This window comes from Streptomyces boncukensis, assembly GCF_011045075.1.
Lineage (GTDB): Bacteria > Actinomycetota > Actinomycetes > Streptomycetales > Streptomycetaceae > Streptomyces > Streptomyces boncukensis.
Genome location: NZ_JAAKZZ010000203.1, coordinates 1 through 12,166, shown reverse-complemented (window position 1 = coordinate 12,166; position 12,166 = coordinate 1). Strand labels below are relative to the sequence as shown.

Annotated in this window: 13 protein-coding genes; all 13 read left to right on the top strand. The window is 72.7% G+C overall.

All coding sequences use genetic code 11. The features are described 5' to 3' along the window. Positions 1-154 precede the first annotated feature (154 nt). The 13 genes from G5C65_RS19590 (at position 155) to G5C65_RS19530 (ending at position 12,018) form a co-directional block, all read left to right on the top strand. A complete protein-coding gene (locus G5C65_RS19590) occupies positions 155-418 on the top strand; it encodes a hypothetical protein (RefSeq protein ID WP_165300179.1) in 264 nt (87 codons plus the stop codon). Positions 419-504: 86 nt separating this feature from the next. Then, entirely contained in the window at positions 505-675 is a 171-nt protein-coding gene (locus G5C65_RS19585; RefSeq protein ID WP_165300178.1) for a hypothetical protein, read from the top strand. Between the two features lie 213 nt (positions 676-888). Then, positions 889-1,473, top strand: a complete 585-nt coding sequence (locus G5C65_RS19580; protein WP_165300177.1) for a hypothetical protein — start codon at positions 889-891, stop codon at positions 1,471-1,473. Continuing rightward, on the top strand, positions 1,470-3,008 hold the full coding sequence (locus G5C65_RS19575; RefSeq protein ID WP_165300176.1) for a terminase large subunit domain-containing protein: 1,539 nt from the start codon (positions 1,470-1,472) through the stop codon (positions 3,006-3,008). Before G5C65_RS19580 ends, G5C65_RS19575 begins: the two co-directional genes overlap by 4 nt. A 106-nt stretch (positions 3,009-3,114) precedes the next feature. Continuing rightward, positions 3,115-3,453, top strand: coding sequence for a hypothetical protein (locus tag G5C65_RS19570; protein ID WP_165300167.1), 339 nt, complete (start codon positions 3,115-3,117; stop codon positions 3,451-3,453). Between the two features lie 114 nt (positions 3,454-3,567). Further along, a complete protein-coding gene (locus tag G5C65_RS19565; RefSeq protein WP_165300175.1) occupies positions 3,568-3,942 on the top strand; it encodes a DUF1360 domain-containing protein in 375 nt (124 codons plus the stop codon). 12 nt (positions 3,943-3,954) lie between these two features. Then, on the top strand, positions 3,955-5,817 hold the full coding sequence (locus G5C65_RS19560) for a hypothetical protein (protein WP_165300174.1): 1,863 nt from the start codon (positions 3,955-3,957) through the stop codon (positions 5,815-5,817). After that, positions 5,818-6,591, top strand: a complete 774-nt coding sequence (locus tag G5C65_RS19555) for a phage minor head protein (protein WP_165300173.1) — start codon at positions 5,818-5,820, stop codon at positions 6,589-6,591. Between the two features lie 9 nt (positions 6,592-6,600). Then, entirely contained in the window at positions 6,601-8,730 is a 2,130-nt protein-coding gene (locus G5C65_RS19550) for a hypothetical protein (RefSeq protein ID WP_165300172.1), read from the top strand. 63 nt (positions 8,731-8,793) lie between these two features. Beyond that, positions 8,794-9,009, top strand: a complete 216-nt coding sequence (locus G5C65_RS19545) for a hypothetical protein (RefSeq protein ID WP_165300171.1) — start codon at positions 8,794-8,796, stop codon at positions 9,007-9,009. A gap of 2 nt (positions 9,010-9,011) precedes the next feature. Next, positions 9,012-9,224: an Acb2/Tad1 domain-containing protein gene (locus G5C65_RS19540; protein WP_165300170.1), complete on the top strand. Its 213-nt coding sequence runs from the start codon at positions 9,012-9,014 to the stop codon at positions 9,222-9,224. Between the two features lie 91 nt (positions 9,225-9,315). Then, a complete protein-coding gene (locus G5C65_RS19535; RefSeq protein WP_165300169.1) occupies positions 9,316-11,103 on the top strand; it encodes a major capsid protein in 1,788 nt (595 codons plus the stop codon). 87 nt (positions 11,104-11,190) lie between these two features. After that, a complete protein-coding gene (locus tag G5C65_RS19530) occupies positions 11,191-12,018 on the top strand; it encodes a hypothetical protein (RefSeq protein WP_338146533.1) in 828 nt (275 codons plus the stop codon). Positions 12,019-12,166: the final 148 nt, after the last annotated feature.

The following is a 12,166-nucleotide window of genomic DNA, read 5'->3' as shown; positions in this document are numbered from 1 at the left end:
CTCTCCACCATCACGCCCAAGAGCCCCCCTGAATCTGTAGCTACGCCCGCTACACCCGCCGCGACCTGCGATGTAGCGGGCCCTGCAGCGGGTGCCGCTACGACCGTAGCGATGCCCGCTACACCCGTCGATCCGACCGGGGAGAGCCCCTGAGATGCCCTACCGCTACACCTGCCGGACCTGCCGCGCGTCCGGCGCGGTGCACACCACCAGACGCGGCGCCCACCGTGACGAGGCCGGGCACCGGGACGCGGTCCACGGCGGCATGACGCCGCCGAACGGCGACCACGTGCACTACGCCACCCCCAGCCCCCGCGGGCTCATCGTCACGGCCGCGGTGCTGCTGCTCCTGGTCGCCATCAAGGCCGTCACCGGCATCGCGCCGGACGACGTAGCCCGGTGGGCCGGGCTGCTGTGACCACGAAGATCCGGGGCCGGCCTCCCGTGTGGCTGCACTTCGGCCAGCCCCGGTCTCCATCCCGATCACGAGACGAGGAGGTCAGCATGGCCTTTCGGAGACAGATCCCTCAAGAGAAGCTGGCGGAGAGCATGACGCCCGAGCAGCGCGAGCGGCACGAGACGGTCTACCAGCCTTCCCGGGGCGGCTGGCACCGCGAGCCCGACAAACCGGTGCCCGGCAGGCCCAAGCCCCACACAGGGCAGTCGGGGCGGTGACGCGCCCGGTACCTGCGCGTACTCCATGATCCCCTGAGCCCGCACCAGGCCCAGGCCGGGCCGCCCAACAACTTACGGAGTGACCCATGCTGCTCGCATCTCTCGGCGCCGCCCTCGCGATCCTCGGGATCTTCGGAATCTGACCGAACCTCCTGGGCCCGCTCCGCACTCAGCGAGCGGGCCCTCTCGCGTACACGCCCCTACCGTCCCGGCATGACCAGCACGGACGACCACGACCCGCAGCAGCGCCCCCGCTCCCCGAACGGGAGGCTGCTGCGCAGTGTCGAGACCGCCGAGCGCGACGCCGCCGCCGCGAGCCTGCGCGAGTCCGGCCACACGTTCCAGCAGATCGCCGAAGAGCTGGGCTTCTGCTCGCGCGGCGCCGCACACGACGCCGTGAACCGCGCGCTGCACGCCATCGTCAAGAAGAGCGCGGAAGAACTCCGCCAGCGGGAGGCCGAACGGCTCGACGGCTTGTACGAGGAAGCACTTTCCGTGCTGGAGCGCACCCACTACGCCCATTCCCATGGCCGCCTGGTGCTCGACACAGACGGCGCTCCGCTCCCGGACGACGGCCCGCGCCTGGCCGCGCTGCGGGAGATGCGGCAGGTCCGCGAGTCCTACCGGCGCCTGCACGGCCTGGACGCCGCGCAGGCGGCTGACGTGACCGTGCGCCAGACCGCGCCGCCGGCCGACGAGTCCGACCGCCGAGAGCGGCTCGGCGCCGTCGCCGCCGAGATCGCCCGCCGCACCGCGTCCGGACAGGCCCCGGATGCCGAGGACCTGTTGTCCGAGTGACCGGCTACGCGGGGTACACCGACACCGAGTTGCACGCCGAGGCACGGCGCCTCGCCGCGCTCCAAGACCCGGCCATGATGGGCCTCTACCTGCACCCCGGCGCCTACCGGGTGCGGGCACACACCCGGCTGATCGCGGCCGCGCTCGCCGAGCTGGGGCCTGACGCCGACCGGTTGCTGGTCACCACCCCGCCCCAGATCGGGAAATCGGTGCTCGTCTCCGAGCTGCTGCCCGTGTGGTGGCTCGCCCGCCGACCCGCTGACCGCATCGCGATCGCCTCCTACGCGGGCAGCCTCGCCACGAAGAAGGCGCGCGCGGTGCGCCGCCTGGCGGCCGACCGGGGCGCCGAGTTCGGTCTCCAGCTCCAGCGCGGGGAGCAGACCGCCTACGACTGGTCGCTGACCTCCGGCGGCGGGATGCGCGCGGTCGGCGTCGGCGGCGGCCTGACCGGGCACCCGATCACCGGGATCGGGATCGTGGACGACCCGCACAAGGACCGCAGGGAAGCGGACTCCGCGCTGATGCGCGAACACGTGTGGGACTGGTGGTCGTCGGTGTTCCTGTCCCGGCTGCGCCCCGGCGTCCCCGTGGTGCTGTGCATGACCCGCTGGCACCCCGACGACCTCGCCGGCCGCGTCCTGGCGCACGAGGGCACCACGACGGACGGCGGCAGGTGGCGCGTGGTGCACCTGCCCGCCCTCGCTACCAGGGAGGATGACCCGCTCGGCCGCGCCCCCGGCGAACCACTCACGCACCCCGCGCTCGCCGACGACGAGCGCGAGCGTCTGCTCGCGCACTGGCACGACAAGCGCCGCACCTCCACCCCACGGGACTGGGGTGCCCTCTACCAAGGGGATCCGCAGCCACCCGGGGGAGCGCTGCTTACCCACTCCGAGATGGCCGCGGCCTACTGCCCCACCCCGGCTGAGCCGGTGCGGCGGGCGGTCGCCGTGGACCCGTCGGGCGGCGGCCGGGACACGGCCGGAGTGGTCGCCGGTTACCTCGGCGCGGACCAGCGGCTGTACCTGACGCACGACCGCACGCGGCGGATGCCCTCGGACCAGTGGGCCCGTGAGGCATGTGCACTGGCGGCTGAGACGGACGCGACGCTGATCCTGGTGGAGAAGAACTACGGCGGCGACATGGTCACCCTCTCCATCCGCACGGCGTGGGACGCCCTCCAGCGCGAAGGCACCATCCCGGCCGACGCGATGCCGCCCTACGTGCAGCCGGTCACCGCCCGCGTCGGGAAACTCCTCCGCGCCGAGCCGGTGGCGCAGCAGTGGCGCGAGGACCGAGTACGCCTCGCCGCACATCTGCCCGAGCTGGTGTCGGAGTGGGTGTCCTGGCAGCCCGGGTCTGACTCCCCGGGGCGGATCGACGCGAGCGTCTACCTCGCTTGCGGGCTGCTGCGCGCGCCGAGCACGGGGGAGGCGATCAGCTCGGCGGCCGGGGTGTCCCTGTCCGCTGCGACCGGACACGTCCGGACAGGGCTCGGGGCTATCTCCCTCGGCCGATCCGGACACATCCGCTGACCCTCCGGACGCCTGGGCCGGGCCGCGGCGTACACGCCCCTACCGTCCTCGCGGCAACACCTCCGCACCCCGCAGGCGCGGAGCCCCCCACACGAAGGAACTGATCATGAAGAAGGCGTTCGCGGCTGCCGCGACGGTGGCCATGACCGGCAGCGCGCTCCTGGCCGGCAGCGGCGTGGCCGCGGCCGACAACGGCTCGGACGAGGGCATCGAGAAGGGCCGGACCTGCATGGCCATCCTCGACACCCCGATCCCGCTGCTGACGCCGGAGACCGATCTCCTGGTGGCCCTGTGCCAGGAGCCCGAGGACAGCGACAACGGCGACGGCGACGGCGACGACAACGGGAACGGCGGAGACGACGGGACCGGCAACGGCGACAACGGAAACGGGAACGGGAACGGCGGCGAGCCTACCCCGGAGCCCGCGGCGCTGCTCTACCGCTGACCTCCCCAGTGAGCAGGACCGGCCCCGGACACCCAAGCGTCCGGGGCCGGTCCTACACCCCGACCGGCATCGGACGCAGCGGGAGTCCCGCGTACGCGCCCCTACCCTCCCCGAGTGGCTCACCAGATCATCCTCGCCCTGCTCACCCTCGGCGCCATCGCCCGCCTCACACGGCTCGTGGTCAACGACACCATCACCGCGCCCGCCCGTGACGCCGTCGACCGCCGCGCCCCCAAGTCCCGCCCGTGGCGGTGGCTGTCCGAGCTGCTGCACTGCCCATGGTGCGCATCCATCTGGATCGCCGCCGCCACCGCAACCGCGCACTGGGCCTGGCACGACACCACACTCTTCCGTTACGTCGTCGCCGCGCTGACCGCCTCGCACGTCGTCGCACTCGCCGCCGCCTGGCTCGACTCCCCGCCCACGCCCCGGCAGCTCGTCATCGATCCCGTCGCGCTCGACCTCGCCGTCCGCGACCGCCGCCGATAAGGGGAATGTCCCGTGGCCTGGTGGAAGCTCCACAAGCGCGACAAGGGCGACGTGCCGAACGGCGCCATGCTCGCCTCCGCCGCGCTCGTCTCCAAGGACCAGGTGCGGACCGTCGTCGGTGCACGTCAGGAGTGGCAGGCGGAGGGCTGGGACTTCTACCGCGCCGTCCCCGAACTGCGCGCTGGAGTCACCTGGGCCGCGAACGGCTGCTCGCGCGCCCGCCTCTACATTGGCCGGATCGACCCCGACGGCTCCAGCGAGCCGGTGCCCGTCGACGCCGAGGGCGACGACACCACCACCCCGGAGCAGGCTGCCGCGCTCCTGGCGCCGCTGGAGGAACTGGCCGGGGGACAGCTCGGGCAGTCCGAGATGCTGCGCCGCTTCTCCGTGCTCCTCGACGTCCCCGGGGAGTCGTACCTGCTCGGCTACGACGACCCGGAAACGCGTGAGCGCCGCTGGCTGGTCTGCTCCCCCTCCGAGGTCACCAGCGCTGCCGGCGGGAGCGCGATCCGCGTGCAGCTCCCCGAGTCGTCCACAGCGCGCGTCGAGCTGCCGCTGGAGAAGTGCACGCTGATCCGTCTGTGGCGCCCGGACGCCGAGCTGGCCTACCGGCCGGACTCCCCAATCCAGGCGCTGCGCGATCCGCTGCGGGAGCTGCAAGGTCTCTCCGCCCACGTCCTGGCCACCGTGGAGTCTCGGCTGGCCGGGGCCGGGTTGATGCTGCTGTCCGATGACGTCGCCCCGGCGACACCGCAGCAGTCCGACGGACCGAACCCGCTGCACTCCAATCCCGTCGCGGCAGCGCTGCTGGAGTCGATGGCCACACCGCTGAAGAACCGGGATTCAGCCGCGGCCATCGTTCCGTTGCTGCTCACCACGCCCGGCAGCCCGAAGGACAAGATCGAATACGAGACGTTCGCCACCGAGCTGGACGAGCAGGTGCTGCCCCTGCGCGAGTCCGCGATCAAGCGAATTGCGACCGGGCTGGACATGCCGCCCGAGGTGCTGACCGGGCTGGCAGAGAGCAACCACTGGAACGCCTGGCTCTCGGACGAGACCGGAATCAAGCTCCATCTGGAACCGAAGCTCGGGCTGATCGCAGACGCCCTGACGGAACGCTATTTCCGCCCCGCGTGGGAAGCACTCGGCGTACCGGATCCGGAAAACTGGGCCTGCTGGTACGACACCAGCGATCTGCGGCAGAGGCCGAACCGCGGCCCGGAGGCCGCCGAGGCGCACTCGCGCGGTGTGCTGTCGGATGCGGCCTACCTGCGCGAACTGGGCTTCAGCTCGGAGGACATGCCGGACAACGCCGAGCAGCAGCGCCGTCTGCTCCTCCAGCTCGCCACGACGAGCCCGCAGCTCGCGCCCGCCGCGCTGGAGGCCCTCGGCGTGACGCTACCGGACTCCGCGCGGGCCGCAGCGACGGACGCCGACCCGGCGCCGGTCGAGAGCACGCGGGAGCGGGCCGAACCGGAGCTGCCGCGCGAGGGTCCGCCAGAGCTGCCCGGCGTCGCCGCGTCGGCCGCCGCCGGGGACTGGCGGATCTCCTGCCTGGACATGGCCGTGCGCCGCGCACTGGAGCGCGCCGGCCAGTGGCTCCTCAAACACGGCGGCCGATCACTGTACGGCCAGTACCGGGACGTGCCGCTCCACCAGATCCATGTCCGGCTCGGCGCCCGGCAAGACCAGCTCGACCAGATGCTTACCGGCGCCTATCAGCTGCTCCACGACTCTGTACCGGGCGAGCCATGCCTGCACCGCGCCGTCGACCACTACGTGCGCGCCCTGCTCCTGGCCCGCGAGGAACACCACCGCGACTACCTCGCCCGCGCCATCGCGCAGGCCGGATGCGACGACCGCGGGGCGGCATAGATGGCTCCGCGCGATCCGTGGCTCGCCGCGCGCATGCACCAGCGCGCCCAGCTCGCTGCAGGCGAGGCCGAGCTGCACCCGGCCGTGCAACGTGCGGTGGCCGAGTACCTGGCGGCCGTGCGCGCCGGCATCCTCGACGACCGCACCACCGCGCTCACCGCCGCCGCGGGCGATGCAGGGCCCGACTGGGCCGGGTGGCCCGATGCGTCGGTGTGGACCCGGCTCGTGCAGCGCCACATCGCTCCCGCCTGGCGCGCGGTGTGGGGCCGCTCCTATCGGCGCACCGCCCCGCAGGCCCCGGACGGTGCCGGGGAGGGCCGGGCGGACGACGAGGGGGAGTCGCTGGCGGAGCGGCTGCGTGGTTTCCCCGGTCGGGTGTGGGAGCGCCTGCGCCGCGCCGTCCGTGACGGCCTGGACCGCGGGGAGAGTCCCGCCCAGCTCCGCGATCGCGTGGCCACCCTGACGACGTTGGAGGGCTGGACCGGCGACGCGTTGACCATGACCCGCACCGAGGTCCACACCGCGCTGAACGCCGGAGCGCTCGCTGCCGCCCTGGACGAGCAAGCCCGCACCCGCCGCCCCTGGACGAAGGTGTGGCTGGCCACGAACGACGCCCGCACCCGGGCCACACACCGCGCGGCCGAAGGGCAGCAGCAGCCCCTCCGCCAGCCCTTCACCGTCGGCGCCGCCGCCCTGCAATTCCCCGGCGACCCCCGCGGCCCCGCTGGCGAGGTCATCAACTGCCGCTGCGCCGCCCAGTACCGCCCCCTGTAGGAGACCGTGATGCTCATCCCCTGGACCTCAGCCCTCGTAGCCGCCGCAGCCCCGGCCCCGGCGGTCGATGTCGCTGATGACGGCACCTGGACCGGCGTGATCACCCTCGTCAACGAGTGGTCCGCGGACGGCCGCATGCTCGAACTCGGCGACGACGACACGATCGACGTGCGCCCCCTCCCGCTCCCGGTGACCGTGCAGTACGTCACCGGACGGGGGCACGACGGCGCCACCGTCGGGCTGATGACCCTGGACGAGGTGTGGCGCGACGACTCTCGGGTGATGGGCCGGGGCCGGATCGACCTGGACGACGCCGAGGGCGCCGCGCTCGCCCGCAAGATCCGTGGCGGCTTCTTCCGCTTCGTCAGCGCGGACATCGACAAGGCGGACGGCCGCATGGTCTGCGTCGGCGAGGACGGCGCCCCTATGGACGACTGCGAGCCCGGCGAGGACACGGAGACCGGGGAGCTGTATACGCAGTGGCGGATCATGGGCGCCGCGCTCCTCGCGCACCCCGCTTTCCCGGAAGCTTCCATCGGCATGGCCGACCAGCCAGCCCCCGCACCGGCCGCCGAGGACGACGACGGCCAGAACGACGAAGACGATCCCCGCTGCGTACGCCCCGGCCCCGACGGAAGCTGGGTACCAGCCGACTGCGACGAGGACGACGCCGTGCCTGCGAACGACGCCGGGGACGGACCCGCCGACAGCCCGGCGGACGCCGGAATCGAGTCGGCCGCGCTGGCGGTGGACACCGATCTGCCCTGGGCATCCCGCGACCGCGACTGGGACGGCAGCGCGGCAGCCGATCGCGTGGAGGAGTGGGCCACCCCCGAAGGAGCTGAGTCCTTCGACCCCGCGCGCATGCGCCGCGCCTTCCTGGTGGTCGACGGTGCCCCGGACCTCAAAGGCTCCTACAAGTTCGGCGTGGCCGACATCGTGAACGGCGAACTACGGCTCGTCTGGGACGGCGTGACGACCGCGTACGCCGCGCTGCAAGGCGCTCGTTCCGAGCCGAACATCAGCGCCGAGCAGCGCCGCTCTGCTCTGCGGCAGGTACAGGCCCTGTACCGCGCGGCAGCTGACGAGTTCGATGACCCGGCGATCCGCGAGCTTCCCGGCGCCGAGGACGACGGGGCCGCGGTGACGGCCGCCGCATTCCGGCACGACGGATGGCTCCCGCCCACCGAGTGGTTCCGCGGGCCGGAGCTGGACGACCTCCAGCCCGTCACCGTCGACGACGACGGCCGCGTACGCGGCTACCTCGCGGCATGGGGCGTCGAGCACCGGTCCTACCCCGGCCGCGCCGTCACCCCACCGCGCTCCGCGTCCGGCTACGCGCTCTTCAACAGCCGTCCCGTTGCCACGAGCGAGGGTCTGGTGGATGTCGGGCTCATCACGATGGGTACCGGGCACGCCGCCCTCGGGCTCGACCGCAGGGCCGCCGCAGCGCACTACGACGACACCGGAACCATGGCGGCTATCGTGCGGGCCGGGGAGGACGCGCGCGGCATCTGGCTCGCGGGTGCCGTGCTGCCGGATCTGACGGATGAGCAGCGGCTGCGGCTGTCCCTGTCGCGGTTCTCCGGGGACTGGCGGCAAGAGGGCGCCGGGCTGGAGCTGGTGGCCGCACTCGCGGTGAACACCGAGGGTTTCCCGGTACCGACGCGGCGCCGTACCGAGCAGGGCGATTACGCTCTTGTCGCCGCCGGAGCACTGCCTGCATTCGGGGACGCGGCAGGGCTGGGCATCAGGGACCTGGCTGACGCGGTCCTCGCCGAGCAGGAGCGGAGGGCCCGGCTGAAGTCCCGCGCCGCCTCGGCTGCTGGCGTGCTGCGGCAGGTGCGGGTGAAGCTCGCCGCACGCCGGGCCCGATCCCCGCGCGCGGTCGCGCTAGCCACCACCACCCGCGAGGACGACGCCGACACCGCAGACAGCGACGGCTTCCAGAACAACCTGGAAGAGTACTGGAAGCGCGGCCCCGGCGCCGCCCGGATCCGCTGGGGAACCCCCGGGGACTGGACGCGCTGCCACCGGCACCTGACCCGGCATGTCGGTGACGAGCGGGCCCGGCGCATCTGCGCCCAGTGGCACCACGACGTGACCGGCCTGTGGCCCGGCGACCGGCGCAACCCCTGACCGCTCCGGCCGCAGTGTACTCGCCTCTACGCTCCCGGCGAGACCACAAGCCAGGGAGGACGCATGGGGTGCAACTGCGGTGGCCGATCCGGCGGCCGTGCCACCCGGACCGGCACCACCGGCACGGTTTGGCGGCACATCGACCAGCACGGCGGACAGGTCGACTACGCGTCGGAAGCCAGCGCCCGCATCGCCCAGCGGGCTCGCGGCGGCACCGTCGACCAGATCGACCCACGCACCGGGGCCACCATCACCCCAACCACACGCGAGGAGAGCTGATCGTGGGCTACGACCTGGATATCCCGAACCGCTTCACCTATCACCCACCGCAGGGGGACCAGCCCGAACGGTACGAGCGGCTGCGTGCCGCTGGCCGGGAGTTCGCGGAGTTGCTGGCCGAGCTGTGCCCGTCCAGCCCGGAGCTGTCTCGCGCGGTCGCGCACGTGGACGAGGCAGTGATGAACGCGAACGCGGCCATCGCACGGCACGCCTGACCAACGCGTACGCGCCTCTACGCTGCGCTGGACTCCGCTGGCTGGTGGGCCGGGAGCTGACGACGAGACCCCGTAGAAGGGGGACGAAGCCGTGAGCTTCCTTGACGATCTCCTCGCCAAGCTCGGCGAGGCCCCGGCCGACCAGCACGCGGACATCGTCCGCCAGGCCATCACCGACGCCGGGCCCGACCTGGACCCGGCCGAGATCACCACCGAGGTCCTCAGCCGATTCGAGACGGCCGAGGGCGACGGCGCTGCCGACGACGAGACCGTGGCCATGCTGGAGCAGCTGGCCACCGTCGCCGACGGCGTGACCGCGCACCAGGCCGCCGCCGATGAGCGAACCGAGCGTGCCGCCGCCGCCAGCGAGCGGCTGCGCGGCCTCCAGCCTCCGGCCGACGACGAGCCCACCGCCCAGCCGGCGACCGAGTCCGCCCTCCAACCGGCCGCCGAGCCGGAACCGGAGCCGGTAGCGCCCGCCGAGCCCGTTGCGGCCTCGGCGCGCCCGCGGGTGCCGCTCGGGCTGCACTCGACCACCCCGCCCGCGCCGTCCGGCGAGGCCGACGGGCGCACGACGCACACTCTGGTCGCCGCGGCCGACGTGCCCGGATACTCCACCGGCCAGCAGCTCGACGGACTCCAGGATTTCGGGCGCGCGTGGGAGCAGCGCATGATGCCGCTGATCTCATCCGGCGGACGCGGCGGCGGAGGTCGTCAGCGCGTCGGAGTCGCCCGCATCAAGCGGGATGTCCCGGCCGAGTTCACGATCCGTGACGACTCCGAGGCGGACGCCGTCATCAAGCGCGCCACCGACGAGTCCCAGCTCTCCGGCGGTTCTCTCGTCGCAGCTGGTGGCTGGTGTGCCCCGTCGGAGACCTTGTACGACCTGTGTGACCTGCGGATCACGCAGGAGGGCATGGTGAATCTGCCCTCCGTCACCGCGCGCAGGGGCGGTCTGAGGTACCCGGCCGACTTCGACTGGGCGGCGATCTTCGGCGCCTGGGACACCGTGGGCTTCCACCAGACCGAGGCCGACGCCATCGCAGGAACCGAGAAGCCCTGCCTCGAAGTCCCGTGCCCGGACGAGTTCCAGGAGTGCCGTCTGGACGTCGACGGCGTCTGCATCCGCACCCCGATCCTGACGGAAAGGGGCTGGCCCGAGAGGGTCGCCCAGTTCACGGAGGGCGTGCTGGCGATCCACGCGCACAAGCTCAACGCGTGGAAGATCGCCAAGATGGAGGAGCTGAGCACCCCCATCACGATGCCGACCCCTGCCGCGCCGGACCCGGCCGCCGCCGTGACCGATCCACACGGCCCCGGGCTGGTCGAGTCCGTGTTGAGCATGCTGGAGCTTCAGGTCTACTACCAGCGCTACCGCGAGCGTCTGTCGCCCACCGCGACGCTGGAGCTGTTGGCCCCGATCTGGCTCAAGCCGATCCTGAAGTCCGACCTGCGGAAGAAGCAGGCGATCGAGCGCAGGTGGACGGTCGCGGACGGCGACATCGACGCCTATCTCCGGTCCATCGGCGTGAATCCGCAGTGGGTGTACGACTGGCAGGATGCCTACGCCGATCAGGACGCTGCGGGCTTCGGCGGTGAGACGGTGCCGACGGTGTGGCCGTCCGAGGTCAAGGTACTGCTGTACCGCGCGGGCAGTTTCTTCCAGCTCCAGGCCGACGTCATCAGCCTCGACGGTGTCTACGACCACGCCAGCCTCACGCAGAACATGTACACCAGCTTGTTCACCGAAGAGGGAATCCAGGTGTGCATGCGGTGCGGTGTCTCCTACGTCGTGACGATCCCGCTGTGCGCCAACGGCCTGTCCGGCGGCCTGCAGACCACGACCTGCGCGGCCCCGGCCCCGGCCCTCGCCGCCTGATCCGGCGGCCCGGCCTGGCAGGCCCCGGCGCCCCCCTTGCCGGTGATGCCCCAGGCCGGGCTGCCTCCAAGTTTTCCGGAGGCGCATGTGAGTACCCCTGTTCCGGGGCGTGTGGAGGTGGACCCGCCTCCGATCGAGCCCTATACCTACGGTCTGCTGTCGGTCGCGCAGGTCGTCACGGGTGACGGCCGCTGGCAGATGGGCGGCGTCGAATACTCCACGGACGCGTGCGCGCAGGGCGGCCGGGTCGAGGGCTCGTGCCCGGTGCCGGCCGACGGCGGCGGCACGTCCCACGACAAGCCGCTGGCCGAGAGCCTGGACTGGGTGACCGGCGGAGCGCCGTTCACCGTCTACCACCGCGCCGAGTGCAACGCGGTCGCGTTCACGGACCCGCAAGAGCGGGCGCTGGCGCGGCTGCGGGTGGTCGAGCACCGCGAGGTCGAGAAGGCGTTCTCGCTCCAGCTCGGTGCGGCCGACGCGCGGCAGCCGCTCGGCACGGCCGCAGTGCCGCTGCTGGTGGCGCTCGGCGCGCTGGAGCACAACGCGGCCCTGTACTACGGCGGACAGCCGACGCTCCACGCCCCCCGCTGGACCCAGCCGCACTGGACGGCGGCGCGGCTGGTCTCCCAGCAGGGCCCGGAGCTGCGGACCGAGCTGGAGTCGCGGGTGGCGTTCGGCGGCGGCTACTACGACGACCCGTCGGCGCCCGCCGATCCGGCGCCGGCCGAGGGCGAGTTCTGGCTGTACGCCACCGGGACGGTCACCGCGCGCCGTTCGCAGCCGTTCGTGCACGAGGCGTTCGACCCGCCCACCAACACCCGCGTGGCGATCGCTGAGCGCACCTACGCGCTCGATCACGACTGCTACGTGGCCGCTGTCCTCGTCACGGTCGCCCCTGCTGGGGGTGGCGCGTGATGCACGAGATCTATCCCGACCCGGGCGAGACGCTCCGCGATCTGGTGCGCCGCGTCTTGCCCGGCCTGCCTCCGGAGGTACGGGCCGGGGTGCAGGTGGTGACGGGCGGTGAGCGTGCCGGGCTGGTGGTCCCCGGGCACGCCCCGCC